The organism is Pseudomonas marginalis (assembly GCF_001645105.1).
Lineage (GTDB): Bacteria > Pseudomonadota > Gammaproteobacteria > Pseudomonadales > Pseudomonadaceae > Aquipseudomonas > Aquipseudomonas petroselini.
The window spans coordinates 222,588-238,269 of the sequence record NZ_LKEG01000052.1 but is presented as its reverse complement, the minus strand read 5'-3'; the positions used below and the strand labels follow the sequence as shown (position 1 = coordinate 238,269).

General features: G+C 59.9%; 18 protein-coding genes. 8 read left to right on the top strand and 10 right to left on the bottom strand.

Features of this window, described 5'->3' with window-relative positions:
* The first annotated feature begins 54 nt into the window (after positions 1-54).
* Both upp and AO064_RS23225 read left to right on the top strand, forming a co-directional pair.
* A complete protein-coding gene (gene upp, locus AO064_RS23230) occupies positions 55-693 on the top strand; it encodes a uracil phosphoribosyltransferase (RefSeq protein WP_012722253.1) in 639 nt (212 codons plus the stop codon).
* Between the two features lie 2 nt (positions 694-695).
* Positions 696-1,970 carry a uracil-xanthine permease family protein gene (locus tag AO064_RS23225; RefSeq protein ID WP_064054771.1) on the top strand — a complete coding sequence of 425 codons (1,275 nt, stop codon included), beginning with the start codon at positions 696-698 and terminating at the stop codon, positions 1,968-1,970.
* Between the two features lie 128 nt (positions 1,971-2,098).
* Here the strand turns inward: AO064_RS23225 and hisC are convergent, their stop codons facing one another.
* The 10 genes from hisC to AO064_RS23175 form a co-directional block, all read right to left on the bottom strand.
* The gene (hisC, locus tag AO064_RS23220) at positions 2,099-3,151 is read right to left on the bottom strand and encodes a histidinol-phosphate transaminase (protein WP_064054770.1); all 1,053 of its coding nucleotides are present in this window, start codon (positions 3,149-3,151) and stop codon (positions 2,099-2,101) included.
* Positions 3,152-3,154: 3 nt separating this feature from the next.
* Entirely contained in the window at positions 3,155-4,477 is a 1,323-nt protein-coding gene (gene hisD, locus AO064_RS23215; RefSeq protein ID WP_064054769.1) for a histidinol dehydrogenase, read from the bottom strand.
* Positions 4,478-4,655: 178 nt separating this feature from the next.
* Positions 4,656-5,291 (bottom strand): ATP phosphoribosyltransferase, encoded by a 636-nt coding sequence (gene hisG / locus AO064_RS23210; RefSeq protein ID WP_003188599.1) that lies wholly within the window; start codon positions 5,289-5,291, stop codon positions 4,656-4,658.
* A 234-nt stretch (positions 5,292-5,525) separates the two neighbouring features.
* Positions 5,526-6,791, bottom strand: a complete 1,266-nt coding sequence (murA, locus tag AO064_RS23205; protein WP_024073479.1) for a UDP-N-acetylglucosamine 1-carboxyvinyltransferase — start codon at positions 6,789-6,791, stop codon at positions 5,526-5,528.
* A gap of 23 nt (positions 6,792-6,814) precedes the next feature.
* Positions 6,815-7,054 (bottom strand): BolA family protein, encoded by a 240-nt coding sequence (locus AO064_RS23200; RefSeq protein ID WP_003188597.1) that lies wholly within the window; start codon positions 7,052-7,054, stop codon positions 6,815-6,817.
* Between the two features lie 114 nt (positions 7,055-7,168).
* On the bottom strand, positions 7,169-7,474 hold the full coding sequence (locus tag AO064_RS23195; protein ID WP_012722248.1) for an STAS domain-containing protein: 306 nt from the start codon (positions 7,472-7,474) through the stop codon (positions 7,169-7,171).
* A complete protein-coding gene (locus tag AO064_RS23190; RefSeq protein ID WP_012722247.1) occupies positions 7,471-8,118 on the bottom strand; it encodes an MlaC/ttg2D family ABC transporter substrate-binding protein in 648 nt (215 codons plus the stop codon). The genes AO064_RS23195 and AO064_RS23190 overlap by 4 nt, the downstream gene beginning before the upstream one ends.
* Before the next feature lie 11 nt (positions 8,119-8,129).
* Complete coding sequence (gene mlaD / locus AO064_RS23185; RefSeq protein WP_012722246.1) at positions 8,130-8,597, bottom strand: outer membrane lipid asymmetry maintenance protein MlaD; 468 nt, start codon at positions 8,595-8,597, stop codon at positions 8,130-8,132.
* Entirely contained in the window at positions 8,597-9,394 is a 798-nt protein-coding gene (gene mlaE, locus AO064_RS23180) for a lipid asymmetry maintenance ABC transporter permease subunit MlaE (RefSeq protein ID WP_012722245.1), read from the bottom strand. Before mlaE ends, mlaD begins: the two co-directional genes overlap by 1 nt.
* Positions 9,394-10,203 (bottom strand): ATP-binding cassette domain-containing protein, encoded by an 810-nt coding sequence (locus AO064_RS23175; protein ID WP_012722244.1) that lies wholly within the window; start codon positions 10,201-10,203, stop codon positions 9,394-9,396. Before AO064_RS23175 ends, mlaE begins: the two co-directional genes overlap by 1 nt.
* A gap of 322 nt (positions 10,204-10,525) precedes the next feature.
* Here AO064_RS23175 and AO064_RS23170 point away from each other — a divergent pair, with 322 nt between their 5' ends.
* From AO064_RS23170 to AO064_RS23145, 6 genes are all read left to right on the top strand, one after another.
* Positions 10,526-11,500, top strand: coding sequence for a KpsF/GutQ family sugar-phosphate isomerase (locus AO064_RS23170; RefSeq protein ID WP_064054768.1), 975 nt, complete (start codon positions 10,526-10,528; stop codon positions 11,498-11,500).
* Positions 11,501-12,025, top strand: coding sequence for a KdsC family phosphatase (locus tag AO064_RS23165; protein WP_010213109.1), 525 nt, complete (start codon positions 11,501-11,503; stop codon positions 12,023-12,025).
* An 8-nt stretch (positions 12,026-12,033) separates the two neighbouring features.
* The gene (gene lptC, locus AO064_RS23160) at positions 12,034-12,606 is read left to right on the top strand and encodes an LPS export ABC transporter periplasmic protein LptC (protein WP_012722242.1); all 573 of its coding nucleotides are present in this window, start codon (positions 12,034-12,036) and stop codon (positions 12,604-12,606) included.
* Positions 12,593-13,126 carry a lipopolysaccharide transport periplasmic protein LptA gene (lptA, locus tag AO064_RS23155; RefSeq protein ID WP_012722241.1) on the top strand — a complete coding sequence of 178 codons (534 nt, stop codon included), beginning with the start codon at positions 12,593-12,595 and terminating at the stop codon, positions 13,124-13,126. The genes lptC and lptA overlap by 14 nt, the downstream gene beginning before the upstream one ends.
* On the top strand, positions 13,126-13,851 hold the full coding sequence (gene lptB / locus AO064_RS23150; RefSeq protein WP_003171806.1) for an LPS export ABC transporter ATP-binding protein: 726 nt from the start codon (positions 13,126-13,128) through the stop codon (positions 13,849-13,851). Before lptA ends, lptB begins: the two co-directional genes overlap by 1 nt.
* 185 nt (positions 13,852-14,036) lie before the next feature.
* Positions 14,037-15,530, top strand: a complete 1,494-nt coding sequence (locus AO064_RS23145) for an RNA polymerase factor sigma-54 (RefSeq protein ID WP_064054767.1) — start codon at positions 14,037-14,039, stop codon at positions 15,528-15,530.
* The last annotated feature ends 152 nt before the right edge of the window (positions 15,531-15,682 follow it).

Sequence of the window (15,682 nt, the reverse complement as noted above, 5' to 3'; positions counted from 1 at the left end):
CCTCGGATAGATTAATCTAGGCCGGTTTTTTTGCCCGCCGCCGGAGCCTTTCCCATGCCCACTCGCGAGATCCGCCACCCGCTGATCCGACACAAGCTCGGCCTTATGCGCCGCGCCGACATTAGCACGAAGAACTTCCGTGAGCTTGCTCAGGAAGTCGGAGCGTTGCTCACTTACGAAGCCACCAAAGATTTACCCCTGGAAACCTACGATATCGAAGGCTGGGCCGGTACCGTCCAAGTCGAGAAGATCGCCGGTAAGAAAATCACCGTGGTGCCGATCCTGCGCGCCGGTATCGGCATGCTCGAAGGCGTACTCAGCCTGATCCCGGGCGCCAAGGTCAGCGCCGTCGGCGTGGCCCGCAATGAAGAAACGCTGCAGGCCCATACCTACCTGGAAAAACTGGTCCCGGAAATCAACGAGCGCCTGGCGATGATCATCGACCCGATGCTCGCCACCGGCAGTTCCATGGTTGCCACTATCGACCTGCTGAAGAAAGCCGGTTGCAAGGACATCCGCGCCATGGTGCTGGTTGCCGCGCCCGAAGGCATCGCTGCCGTCGAGAAGGCCCACCCGGACGTGCAGATCTACACCGCGTCCATCGATGAGCGCCTCAACGAACACGGCTACATCATCCCAGGCCTGGGCGATGCCGGTGACAAGATCTTCGGCACCAAGCAGAAGGACGCGTGAGCATGCAGGATGAATTCAACGACCCGCTTTGGCGCCAGATCCTGTCTGGCGCACAGATGCTCTTCGTAGCATTTGGCGCGCTGGTGTTGATGCCGCTGATCACAGGCCTTGATCCAAACGTCGCACTGTTCACCGCGGGCCTGGGCACCTTGCTGTTCCAGGTGGTGACAGGGCGACAGGTGCCGGTCTTCCTGGCGTCGAGCTTTGCCTTCATCACCCCGATCATTCTCGCCAAGGACCAGTTCGGCCTCGCGGCGACGATGGGCGGGGTGATGGCGGCCGGTTTCGTTTATACCTTCCTGGGCCTGGCGGTGAAGATCAAGGGCACCGGGTTTATCGACCGGTTGCTGCCGCCAGTGGTCATCGGCCCGGTGATCATTTCGATCGGCCTGGCCATGGCGCCGATTGCCGCCAACATGGCGATGGGTAAATCCGGCGACGGTGCCGAGCTGATCCACTACCAGACGGCGATGCTGATCTCGATGCCGGCGCTGCTGACCACCCTGATCGTGGCGGTGTTCGGCAAGGGTATTTTCCGCCTGGTGCCGATCATCTCCGGCGTGCTGGTGGGTTTTGCCATGTCGTTCTACTTTGGCGTGGTCGACACCGCGAAGATCGCCGCCGCCCCCTGGTTCGCCTTGCCCCACTTCACCGCGCCGGAATTCAACTGGCAGGCGATCCTGTTTATCGTCCCGGTGGCCCTGGCCCCGGCGATCGAACATATCGGCGGTGTGATTGCGGTGGGCAGCGTGACCGGTCGCGACTACCTGAAGAAGCCCGGCCTGCACCGTACCTTGCTGGGTGACGGCATTGCCACCACGGCCGCCGGCCTGTTTGGCGGCCCGCCGAACACCACCTACGCCGAAGTGACCGGCGCGGTGATGCTGACCAAGAACTACAATCCGAAGATCATGACCTGGGCGGCGGTGTTTGCCATCAGCCTGGCGTTTATCGGTAAGTTCGGCGCGCTGCTGCAGAGCATCCCGGTGCCGGTGATGGGCGGGATTCTGTGCCTGCTGTTCGGCTCGATTGCTGCGGTGGGGATGAACACACTGATCCGCCACAAGATCGACCTGGGCGAGGCACGCAACCTGGTGATCGTGTCGGTGACGTTGGTGTTCGGGATTGGCGGTGTGCTGGTGGGTACCGGCACCGGCCCGGATGACTTCGGCCTCAAGGGCATCGCCCTGTGCGCGGTGGTGGCGATTGGTTTGAACCTGCTGCTGCCGGGCAATGATGGCTGGAAGAACAAAAAGCCTGACGAGCCACTGATCTAACCAGTACTGCAAAACTGAATGTGGGAGGGGGCTTGCCCCCGATAGCAGTGTGTCAGTCAATGCATTAGCTGACTGATACACCGCAATCGGGGGCAAGCCCCCTCCCACATTTTGCTCTTCAGTGTGGCTTAGAGCTCACCGAGCCCATCGATCAACGCCTGGTTCTGCTCAGGCGTGCCAATGCTGATCCGCAGGAACTGGGCAATCCGCGCCTGCTTGAAGTGCCGTAAGATCACCCCTTGCTCCCGCAACTTGGCCGCCAGGCTGGCAGCGTCGTGCTCAGGGTGGCGGGCAAAGATGAAGTTGGCTGCCGACGGCAACACCTCAAAACCCTTCTCCTCCAATTGAGCGACCAGCTTGTCACGGCTATCGATGACTAACCGGCACGTCCTCTCAAAATACTCACGGTCTTCGAACGCCGCCGCTGCACCGACAATCGCCAGGCGATCCAGTGGATAAGAGTTGAAGCTGTTCTTGACCCGCTCCAGCGCTTCGATCAGGTCCGGGTGGCCCACGGCCAGTCCCACGCGCAGACCGGCGAGTGAGCGCGATTTGGACAGGGTCTGGGTCACCAGCAGGTTCGGGTAGCGGTCTACCAGGCTGATCGCGGTTTCGCCGCCGAAGTCGATATAGGCTTCATCGACCACCACCACCGAATCCGGACTGCCCTTGAGGATCTGCTCCACCGCGTCCAGCGCCAGCACACAGCCAGTAGGCGCGTTCGGGTTGGGGAAGATGATCCCGCCGTTGGGCTTGGCGTAGTCCGCCACGCGGATCTGGAACTGCTCGTCCAGCGGCACCGGGTCGGACTTGATGCCATAAAGACCGCAGTAAACCGGGTAGAAGCTGTAGCTGATGTCCGGGAACAGCAGCGGCAAATCGTGCTGGAACAGACCGTGAAAGATGTGTGCAAGGACTTCATCGGAACCGTTGCCGAGGAAAACTTTACCAGCGTCGATCCCGTAATACTTGGCCACGGCCTGCTTGAGCAGGTCACTGTTGGGGTCCGGGTACAGGCGCAGGCTGTCGTTCAACTCGGCCTGCATCGCCGCCAACGCCTTGGGCGATGGGCCGTAGGGGTTTTCGTTGGTGTTGAGCTTGACCAGCTTGGTCAGCTTGGGTTGTTCGCCGGGTACGTAAGGCACCAAGTCCTTGACGAAAGGGCTCCAGAATTTACTCATGTTTCAGTTCCCCTTCTCTTCAAGGATGCGGTATTCGGCGCTGCGGGCGTGGGCACTCAGGGATTCACCTCGGGCCAGCACGGAAGCGGTCTTGCCCAGCTCCGAGGCGCCTTGCGGCGAGCAGAAGATGATCGACGAACGCTTCTGGAAGTCATACACGCCCAGCGGCGACGAGAAACGCGCGGTGCCGGAGGTCGGCAGCACGTGGTTCGGGCCCGCGCAGTAGTCGCCCAGGGCTTCGCTGGTGTGGCGGCCCATGAAGATCGCACCGGCGTGGCGAATCGACGGCAGCCAGGCTTGTGGGTCGGCTACGGACAACTCCAAGTGCTCCGGCGCGATGCGGTTGGCCACTTCGATGGCCTGCTCCATGTCGCGCACCAGGATCAATGCGCCACGGCCATTGATCGACTTCTCGATGATCTCGGCGCGCTCCATGGTCGGAAGCAGCTTATTGATGCTGGCCGCCACTTGGTCGAGGAACTCGGCGTCCGGGCTGACCAGGATCGCCTGGGCGTCTTCATCGTGCTCGGCCTGGGAGAACAGGTCCATGGCGATCCAGTCCGGATCGGTCTGGCCGTCGCATACCACGAGGATTTCCGAAGGGCCGGCGATCATGTCGATACCGACCTGGCCAAACACGTGGCGCTTGGCAGTGGCGACGTAGATGTTGCCGGGACCGACCACTTTATCGACTTTCGGTACGCTTTCGGTGCCATAGGCCAGGGCGGCGACGGCTTGGGCGCCACCGATGGTGAACACGCGGTCGACACCGGCGATGCAAGCGGCAGCCAGCACCAGCTCGTTGATTTCACCGCGCGGGGTCGGTACCACCATGACCACTTCGGTCACGCCCGCCACTTTGGCCGGGATTGCGTTCATCAACACCGATGACGGATACGACGCCTTACCGCCCGGCACGTACAAACCGGCACGGTCCAGCGGCGTGACCTTCTGGCCCAGCACCGTGCCGTCAGCCTCGGTGTAGCTCCAGGAGTCCTGTTTCTGCTTTTCGTGGTAGCTGCGCACGCGAGACGCCGCCACTTCCAGGGCCTCGCGCTGCGGCGCGGTGATGCGTGTCAGGGCTAGCTCAAGGCGTTCGCGGGGCAGGATCAGGTCAGACATGGACTTGACGTCCAGGCCGTCGAACTGGCGGGTGAAGTCCACCAGCGCCGCATCACCGCGCTCACGCACGGCCTTGATGATGTCGAGCACCCGCTGGTTGACCGAGTCGTCGGACACGCTTTCCCAGCTCAGCAGATGATCCAGATGATGGGCGAAATCCGGGTCGGCAGCGTTGAGTCGGGCAATTGCAGTGGACGTGGTCATAGCGAGGGCCTCAATAGAATTGGCAAAAACTCAGGCGCCCGAAGGTGCGCTGACGTTCAATAACGCGCTTCGTTATTGAACGTCAGCGCACCTTTCCAGCAGTCGTTTCCGCTTGGGCACCTGAGAATTCTGGTATGAGGCGGATAGACGGGCGTAGCTTTTCAGCTACGCAGGTAGGTCAACCGCGGTGTCGCGACTCCACTGCCTTGCGCAGGGTGTCGATCAACGCCTGGATACGGGCGTGCTGCATCTTCATCGATGCTTTGTTGACGATCAGGCGAGAGCTGATATCGGCAATGAAATCCTGCGGCTCCAAACCGTTGGCACGCAGGGTGTTGCCGGTGTCGACCACGTCGATGATCTTGTCGGCCAGGCCGATCAGCGGCGCCAGCTCCATCGAGCCGTACAGCTTGATAATGTCGACCTGACGACCTTGCTCGGCGTAGTAGCGCTTGGCGACGTTGACGAACTTGGTTGCCACGCGCAGGCGGCCCTTGGGCTCGACATCACCGACACGGCCGGCGGTCATCAGCTTGCACAGAGCGATACGCAGGTCCAATGGCTCGTACAAGCCCTGGCCGCCGTATTCCATCAGCACGTCTTTACCCGCGACACCGAGGTCGGCCGCGCCATGTTCAACGTAGGTCGGCACGTCGGTAGCCCGCACGATCAACAGGCGAACGTCGTCCTGGGTCGTGGGGATGATCAGCTTGCGGCTCTTGTCCGGATTCTCGGTCGGCACGATGCCCGCTTCAGCCAGAAGCGGCAACGTGTCGTCAAGGATGCGGCCCTTGGACAGTGCGATGGTCAACATGGGAAACGTCAGTCCTTCATCAGGCTATTGCTGTCCGGTCGCGAACGGCGCCAGACACAGATCGAGGCCATTACAGCCCCGATTTGAAACAAACCATTTAACAACAAACACCTTCCTGTGGCGAGGGAGCTTGCTCCCGCTGGGTCGCGAAGCGGCCCTCAAAAGCGGGACTGCTGCGCAGTCCAACGGGAGCAAGCTCCCTCGCCACGGTTAAGGTGTTTGCAGCGCCGGGGACTAGCCCGGTACGCGGCGGATTTTCGCGCCGAGCATCTGCAGTTTTTCTTCGATGCACTCGTAGCCACGGTCTATGTGGTAGATGCGGTCGATCAGGGTGTCGCCTTCGGCGATCAGCGCAGAGATCACCAGGCTGGCCGAAGCCCGGAGGTCGGTGGCCATGACTGGCGCGCCCTTGAGCTTCTCGGTGCCGGTGACGATGGCGGTGTTGCCTTCAACCTGGATCTTCGCGCCCATGCGGTGCAGTTCGTACACGTGCATGAAACGGTTTTCGAAGATGGTCTCGATCACGGCACCGGTGCCTTCGGCAATGGCGTTCAAGGAAATGAACTGCGCTTGCATGTCGGTCGGGAACGCCGGGTACGGAGCGGTACGCACGTTGACGGCTTTAGGACGCTTGCCGTGCATGTTCAGCTCGATCCAGTCTTCGCCGGTGGTGATTTCGGCACCCGCTTCGCGCAGCTTTTCCAGGACCGCTTCCAGGATCGTCGGATCGGTGTCCTTGACCTTGACGCGGCCACCGGTAACGGCGGCGGCAACCAAGTAGGTACCGGTCTCGATGCGGTCCGGCATCACCTTGTAGGTGGCCGGGTGCAGGCGTTTTACGCCGTCGATGGTGATGGTGTCGGTGCCGGCGCCGGTGATGTTGGCTCCCATGGCGATCAGGAAGTTGGCCAGGTCGACCACTTCCGGCTCGCGCGCGGCGTTTTGCAGGACGCTGCGGCCGTTGGCCAGGGCAGCGGCCATCATGATGTTCTCGGTACCGGTCACGCTGACGGTATCAAAGAAGAAGTTGGCGCCACGCAGGCCGCCCTCCGGCGCCTTGGCCTTGATGTAGCCGCCTTCGACGTCGATGGTCGCGCCCATGGCTTCGAGGCCACGGATGTGCAGGTCCACCGGACGCGAGCCGATGGCGCAACCACCAGGCAGGGCCACTTCGGCTTCACCGAAACGGGCAACCATCGGGCCCAACACCAGGATCGACGCACGCATGGTTTTCACCAGTTCGTACGGAGCGATCAGGGTCTTGATGGTGCGCGGGTCGATTTCAACCGACAATTTCTCGTCGATAACCGGCTCGATACCCATGCGACCGAACAACTCGATCATGGTGGTGATGTCGTGCAGGTGCGGCAAGTTGGCCACGGTGACCGGACCATCGCACAGCAGGGTCGCTGCCAGGATCGGCAAGGCGGAGTTTTTTGCACCGGAGATGCGAATCTCGCCATCAAGGCGGGCACCGCCGGTAATAATCAATTTATCCATAAGAATCTCGACGCCTTGGGGGCTCAGGTGCGCTCGGCCCAGGCCGCGCGGCTGAAAAATTTCATAGTGACCGCATGGATGCTGCCATCGGTGATCCACGGGTTCAAATGGGCATAGATCTGCTGCTGACGCTTGACCGGGCTGAGTGCCGCCAGTTCATCGCTAATCACGTTCAGCTGGAAGTTGCAGCCTTCGCCTTCAACTTCTACGGTCGTTTCCGGCAGCTTTCCTTCAAGAAAGCTCTTAACTTCTAGGGCCTGCATGCTCAACCTCTATCGGCGCCCAGTGCGCGCGGGTCGCACATCATACAAAAAAGCCCCGCGCCTGCGAACCCCGCATAGCAGGACTCTGACGGGGGGCCTCTTTAATAATGTGTATTAGGGGTGCGCCAGCAGCTCGGTCAGACCGGAAACTTCGGCAATTTCGCGCATGTCTTCGGGCAACGCCCGAACGCTGACCGCTTTTTTGGCCGCTTCGGCATCGCGCATGAAGCACAGCAACAGCGATAAGCCGACGCTGCTGGACTTGGTCACGGCCGAACAGTCCAGCACCAACGCAGGCGCAGTGCTGGTCTTGATCAGTGCCTGACCCTGCTTGCGCAGGTCAGGCCCGGTGCGGTAATCCAGCACGCCACTGATGAACAGCTCGCCGGCGTCGCCGAGACGAACAGCCGACTCGATCATTGCGCGGGCTTCCCAGCAGCTTTATCGGTCTCTTCCTTAGCCTTGGCGACTTCACCGGCCCAACCATTGATGGTTTTGTCCAGATCGTTGCCATTGCGCTGCATCGCATCCGCGAACTGGTCACGGAACAGCTTGCCAATGTTGATGCCGTTGATGATCACGTTACGCAGCTTCCACTCGCCGTTGACCTTCTCCAGCGTGTACTGCACAGGGTAGACCGCGCCATTGTTGCCCTTGACGCTCATGTTGACGCTGGTGCGATCACCCGACTCATCCCCGGCAGGAGCGACGGTAATGCCCTGGTTGTTGTATTCAAGAAGAGCGTTGCCGTAGAACTGGAACAGGCCTTTCTTGAAGTTTTCCTGGAAGGTCTGCATCTGCGCCGGCGTAGCCTTGCGCGAATACTTGACCGTCATGATGCTTTTGGAGATGCCTTCAGCATCCACCACCGGCCCCACAATGGTATTGAGCGCGTTGTAGAACTGACTCGGGTCTTGTTTGTACTTTTCTTTGTTGGCCGACAGGTCAGCCAACATCTTGTTGGTCGTGTCCTGCACCAGATCGTGGGCAGAACCCGCTGCGTTGGCCATCAACGGCAGCGCTGCAAGCAGTACCAGAAGGCCACGTCGCAAGGTAGAGATCATGTACAGATTCCTCATTTGGCGTCTTTATTGACCGTATTAAGCAGGAATTTACCGATCAGGTCTTCAAGCACCAGCGACGACTGTGTGTCGTGGATTGTCGAGCCATCCTTGAGCAGGGCTGATTCCCCGCCCACGCTGACACCGATGTACTTCTCGCCCAGCAGCCCCGCAGTGAGGATAGATGCAGTGGAGTCGGTCGGCAGATTATCAACCTTCTTATCCAGCTGCATTGTCACTCGACCGGTGAAGCTGTCGCGGTCCAGATCGATTGCAGTGACCTTGCCGATCGTCACACCGGCCATGGTCACTTTAGCTCTGACAGTCAAACCGGCGATATTGTCGAAGTACGCGTAAAGTTTATAAGTATCGGCGGTGGGGCTGGCCGAAAGACCGCTGACTCGCAGGGCCAACAACAGTAAAGCCAGGATGCCAGCCAGCAAGAAAAGGCCGACACCGATTTCCACAGTGCGGTTTTGCATCAGAAATCTCCAAACATCAAGGCGGTCAAAATGAAGTCAAGGCCCAGTACCGCCAGCGAGGCGTACACAACGGTCTTGGTGGTGGCACGACTGATCCCTTCTGAAGTGGGCTCACAGTCGTAGCCTTGGAATACGGCGATCCAGGTCACTACAAAGGCGAAGACGATGCTCTTTATGATGCCGTTGAGCACGTCGCCCGTGAACGTCACGCTGTTTTGCATGTTGGCCCAGTAAGAGCCGTCGTAGACGCCCAGCCAGTCCACCGCCACCCACGAACCGCCCCAGATACCCACCACGCTGAAGATGATCGTCAGCAGTGGCAGGGAAATGAAACCGGCCCACAGACGCGGGGCAACAATATACTTGAGCGGGTCCACGCCGATCATTTCCAGGCTGGACAGCTGCTCGGTGGACTTCATGTTGCCGATTTCGGCGGTCAGCGCGGAACCCGCACGCCCGGCGAACAGCAAAGCGGTCACCACCGGCCCCAGCTCTCGCAACAACGTCAGGGCGACCATCTGCCCCACCGCCTGCTCCGAACCATAGCTGGACAGAATATTGAAGCCCTGCAGCGCCAGCACCATGCCGATGAACACCCCGGAGACCACGATGATCACCAGGGACATCACACCTACAGCGTGCAACTGCTTGACCAGCAGGCCGAAGCCGCCACCTATGCCGCCGCGGCCGAGCAAGGCGTGAAACAGGAAAATCGTCGAACGGCCCAGCACTTCGACGATGTCGATGCCCGAGCGACCGAAAAGGCGAACCTTTTCGATAAGAGATGTCTTGCGCATCAGCGCTTCCCCAGAAGATCTGAGCGGTAATCCGCTGCCGGAAAGTGAAAAGGCACGGGGCCATCAGGATCGCCGGTCATGAATTGGCGAATGCGCGGGTTATCAGCGTTCATCAGTTCTTCGGGCGTGCCCTGCCCCAGCACCTGGCCATCGCCGACGACATAGAGGTAATCGGCAATGCTCGCGGTTTCTGCAAGGTCATGGGAGACCACGATGCTGGTGATGCCCAGTGCATCGTTGAGCAAGCGGATCAGGCGCACCAACACGCCCATGGCGATAGGGTCCTGACCGACGAAGGGCTCGTCATACATGAGGATCTGCGGGTCGAGGGCAATGGCGCGGGCCAGGGCCACACGACGCTTCATACCGCCCGACAGTTCGTCGGGCATCAGGTCGATGGCACCGCGCAGGCCTACGGCCTGCAGTTTCAGCAACACAATGTCACGAATCATTTCGTCAGACAGTTGGGTATGCACACGCAGCGGAAACGCCACGTTCTCGAACACATCAAGGTCGGTAAACAGCGCACCGCTCTGGAACAGCACACCCATGTGCTTACGCGCGTCGAACAGATCGCTGCGCGACAGCGTCGGCAGGTTCTGGCCGTTTACCCACACTTCGCCGGCACTGGGCCGCAATTGCATGCCCATCAAGCGCAACAGGGTCGTCTTGCCACTACCAGAAGGCCCCATGATGCCCGTGACCTTGCCGCGCGGAATGCGGATATCGACGTTATTGAAGATGCTGCGCGTCCCGCGCTTGAAGGTCAGTCCCTTCAGCTCGACCGCGTAGGCGTTATCGGCACTCATCTAAACTCCTTGGGATGCAGCCTCTCACTCAGACACCACGCTTGCGACAAACGTTTGCATCAGCCGCACAATAGTTGCGCAATCGATGGCCACATGGGCAGAGCGGACCGAACTGGCCGCGAACTATATCACTGCTGGTGCAGGGCGCCCAAGGCCGGAACAGTGCTTGTTCAGATCCGGGACAGGGAAAAAACGTTGCCAGCTATGTTACTAAGGAGGGAATCCCAAGCGCACCGCGAACAAACCCTGACGAACTTGCGTGAGGGAATTGATCATTACCGCTATAATCGCCGACTTTTCGTCAGGCTATACGATTTCAGACATGAGCCAATCCAGCGACCTTATTCAATCCGCACAACGCACCATCCGCCTCGAGCTTGAAGCCGTAGAAGGCTTGCTGGCGCATATCGACGCAGATTTCGTACGCGCCTGCGAGATGATTCTGGCCAGCAAGGGCCGCGTTGTCGTGGTCGGCATGGGCAAGTCAGGCCACGTTGGCAACAAGATCGCCGCCACCCTGGCCAGCACCGGGACCACCGCGTTTTTCGTGCACCCCGCAGAAGCCAGTCACGGCGACATGGGCATGATCACCAAGGATGACATCATCCTGGCGCTGTCCAACTCCGGCAGCACCAACGAAATCGTGACCCTGTTGCCGCTGATTAAGCGCCTGGGCATCCAGATGATCAGCATCACCGGCAACCCGGAATCGACGCTGGCCAAGGCCGCCGAAGTCAACCTCAACGTTCACGTGGACCACGAAGCCTGCCCGCTGAACCTGGCGCCGACTTCCTCCACCACTGCCGCCCTGGTGATGGGTGATGCCCTGGCGGTGGCACTGCTGGAGGCGCGTGGATTTACCGCCGAGGACTTTGCGTTTTCGCACCCCGGGGGCGCCCTGGGCCGCCGCCTGCTGCTGAAAGTGGAAAACGTCATGCACTCGGGTGATGAGTTGCCCCACGTCCAGCGCGGCACCCTGCTGAAGGACGCGCTGATGGAAATGACTCGCAAGGGTTTAGGCATGACGGTGATCCTGGAAACCGATGGCCGCCTGGCCGGGGTGTTCACCGACGGTGACTTGCGCCGCACCCTGGACCGCACCATCGACATCCACACCGCCAGCATCGACGCAGTGATGACACCTCACGGCAAGACCGCGCGCCCCGAAATGCTGGCAGCCGAGGCCTTGAAAATCATGGAAGACCACAAGATCGGCGCACTGGTGGTGGTCGATGGCGACGACCGCCCGATTGGCGCCCTGAACATGCACGACTTGCTGCGTGCGGGAGTGATGTAAATGACCAGCGACCTGTTGCAACGCGGTAAAAACATCAAGCTGGCGATTTTCGACGTTGACGGCGTGCTGACCGATGGCCGTTTGTACTTCCTCGAAGACGGCAGTGAATTCAAGACTTTTAACACCCTCGACGGCCAGGGCATCAAGATGCTGATGGCGTCGGGCGTGCAAACGGCGATTATCAGCGGCAGAAAAACCCCCGTTGTGGAACGTCGCGCACAAAACCTGGGGATTCCTCACCTGTATCAGGGCCGCGAGGATAAACTGGTGGTTCTGGACGAGCTTCTTGGCCAACTCAACCTAAGCTATGAGCAGGTCGCCTACTTGGGCGATGACTTGCCCGACTTGCCGGTGATCCGCCGAGTGGGCCTGGGCATGGCGGTCGCCAACGCGGCAGCCTTTGTTCGAGAGCACGCCCATGGCATCACTACCGCCCGTGGCGGTGAAGGTGCCGCACGCGAGTTCTGCGAGCTGATCCTGCGAGCCCAGGGTAGCCTTGAAGCGGCCCACGCCGCCTACTTATAGAGCGTTTTATGCTGAGCAAAAAGATTCGCAACTTCCTGTTATTCGGGGTCATCGCTGCGCTGTTCCTGGCGGTGGGCTACTGGAATATCAGCCCGGAGCGCTTTCTCGACCAGCCTGCCGCACAGGTTGACGAAGGCGCTATCGACTATTACGCCACCAATGCCAAGAGCGTGCAGTTCCTGCCCGACGGCAAAGTGCAGTACGAGATGACCTCGGACAAGGTCGAACACGTCAAGGCCAGCGAAGTCACCCTGCTGACCAACCCCGACATGAACATTTACCGCGGTACCGAGTTCCCATGGCACGTCACCAGCAAACGTGGCGAGGTCAACCCGGACGGTACCGAGGTGGAACTGATCGACTCGGTGCGCGTTGCGCGCACTGACGATAAAAAACGTGAGACCGTGATTACCAGCAGTCGCATGACCGTATTCCCGCAGAAGCAATATGCGCAGACCGAGCAAGACGTTAGAATCGACGGCGCTGGCGGTGTATCGACTGGCAAGGGAATGAAAGCGTATTTGAAAGAAAGCAGGATACACCTGCTATCGAACGTAAGAGGACAGTATGAGGCTCGTTAAAACTCTCCCTATTTTGCTCGGTCTGGGCGCAGCACTGGGAAGCGTGAGCGCCTGGGCTCTGCCGAACGATAGCCAGCAACCGATCCACATCTCGGCTGACGATGCGCAGTTGGATGATAAACAAGGCGTCGCCACCTATACCGGCGGCGTGATCATCACCCAAGGCTCGATGAAGATCACTGGTAATACCGTGACCCTGACTCGCACCCCGGCTGGCGACATTGATGTGGTGACCTCGGTCGGCAACCTGGCTTACTTCGAACAGAAGCAGTCCGCTGCCGATACCGGTCCGATGAAGGGCTACGGCAAGACCATCCAGTATCACGCCCAGCAGAACCGCATCGTACTGATCGACCAGGCGAAAGTACTCAGCCCGGACGGCAACTCCACGGAAGGTGAAAAGATCACCTATGACACCGTGAAACAGATCGCTAACGCCGGTCGCGCCAATGGCAACAAGGTCACTGCACCTCGTCCACGGATCGACATGGTCATCCAGCCGAAGAAGAAGGCCGAGTAATGGCAACCCTGAAAGCCCAGCATCTGGCCAAGGCCTATAAAAGCCGTCAGGTCGTGCGCGACGTCAGCCTGTCGATCGACAGCGGCCAGATCGTCGGCTTGCTCGGCCCTAACGGCGCCGGCAAGACCACCTGCTTCTACATGATCGTCGGCCTGGTCCAGGCGGATCAGGGCCGCGTGCTGATCGACGACCTGGACGTGAGTCACCAGCCGATGCACGGCCGCGCCCGCGCCGGTATCGGCTATCTCCCGCAGGAAGCGTCGATCTTCCGCAAACTGTCGGTCGCCGATAACATCATGGCCATCCTCGAGACCCGCAAGGAACTCGACCGTGACGGCCGTCGCAAGGAGCTGGAAAGCCTGCTGCAGGAGTTCCACATCAACCATATCCGCGACAACCTCGGCATGAGCCTGTCCGGCGGTGAGCGTCGCCGTGTGGAAATCGCCCGCGCCCTGGCCACTGCGCCCAAGTTCATCCTGCTGGACGAACCGTTTGCGGGCGTCGACCCGATCTCGGTGGGCGACATAAAACAGATCATCCATCACCTCAAGGCCAAGGGCATTGGCGTGCTGATCACCGACCACAACGTCCGTGAGACCCTCGATATCTGCGAAACAGCGTATATCGTCAACGATGGCCAGCTGATCGCCGAAGGTGATTCCGCCACCATCCTGGCCAACGAGCTGGTCAAGGAAGTGTACCTGGGTCACGAGTTCCGCCTGTAAACACCGTGGTGTCACGGCTGTTCGCCAAGGTGCGCGGGAGTCAATGAAAACCTCCGGATTTTTATTGTTACCGCGCTCTAGGCAAAGCCCCCGACATCAGGCATATAATTTGCTTATGTTTGGCGCTCACGCGCCCTGTCGTGGATGGCGCATTGCGCCGGCGAATAAGGTGTTAAGCCCCTGCCATGAAACCATCGCTAGTCCTGAGAATGGGCCAGCAGCTGACGATGACACCGCAGCTGCAACAGGCCATCCGCCTGCTCCAATTGTCGACCCTGGACCTGCAACAGGAAATCCAGGAGGCCCTGGAGTCCAATCCGATGCTCGAACGCCAGGAGGAAGGCGACGACTTCGATAATGCAGACCCGCTGGCCGATAATATCGAGCAAAAACCCAATCCCGACGTGCAGGAACCCTCCTACCAGGAAACCGCCCCTACGGTGGATAACCTTGAGGAAGGCGACTGGAACGAACGCATTCCCAACGAGCTTCCGGTCGACACGGCCTGGGAAGACGTCTACCAGACCAGCGCCAGCAGCCTGCCCAGCAATGACGATGACGAGTGGGACTTCACCACCCGCACCTCCGTTGGCGAGAGCCTGCAGAGCCACCTGCTGTGGCAACTGAACCTTGCGCCGATGTCGGACACCGATCGCTTGATCGCCGTGACCCTGATCGACTGCATCAATAACCAGGGTTACTTGGACGAGACGCTCGAAGAAATTCTTGAAGCCTTCGATCCGGAGCTGGATATCGAGCTGGACGAGATCGAAGCCGTCCTGCACCGCATCCAACAGTTCGAGCCCGCCGGCATCGGCGCACGCACCCTCAGCGAATGCCTGTTGCTGCAATTGCGCCAGTTACCGGCCAAGACCCCCTGGCTCGCCGAAGCCCAGCGCTTGGTGACCGATTACATCGACCTGCTGGGCAGCCGCGACTACAGCCAGTTGATGCGCCGCATGAAGCTCAAGGAAGACGACCTGCGCCAGGTCATCGAGCTGGTACAGAGCCTCAACCCGCGTCCTGGCTCACAAATCGAGTCGAGCGAAGCCGAATACGTGGTTCCCGATGTGATCGTGCGCAAGGACAACGAGCGCTGGCTGGTAGAGCTGAACCAGGAGTCGGTGCCGCGCCTGCGGGTGAACCCGCAATACGCCGGCTTCGTACGTCGCGCCGATACCAGTGCCGACAACACCTTCATGCGCAACCAGTTGCAGGAAGCGCGCTGGTTCATCAAGAGCCTGCAAAGCCGCAACGAAACCCTGATGAAAGTCGCCACCCAGATCGTCGAGCATCAGCGCGGCTTCCTGGAGTACGGCGACGAAGCGATGAAACCGCTGGTGCTGCATGACATCGCCGAAGCGGTCGGCATGCATGAATCGACGATTTCCCGGGTGACCACGCAAAAATTCATGCATACCCCTCGGGGTATTTATGAACTGAAATACTTTTTCTCCAGCCACGTCAGCACCTCCGAAGGCGGTGAATGCTCGTCCACGGCGATCCGCGCGATCATCAAAAAACTGGTTGCTGCTGAAAATCAGAAAAAGCCATTGAGTGACAGTAAGATCGCTGGTTTACTGGAGGCACAAGGCATTCAGGTCGCCCGTCGAACCGTCGCCAAGTACCGCGAATCCCTTGGGATCGCGCCTTCCAGCGAGCGTAAGCGTTTGATGTGACGGGCGGGCCACAGCGTTCCGGGATGCGTTTTAAAACTCGCAGAGCGGCGATCAGCCTGTTTTTAACGCAGCATGATCGACGCGCAGGCAGTTTTAAAATGCATACCAGTGGCGGGTATTCCTACCCGTCGCGTTATGCACTGGCAACGAAG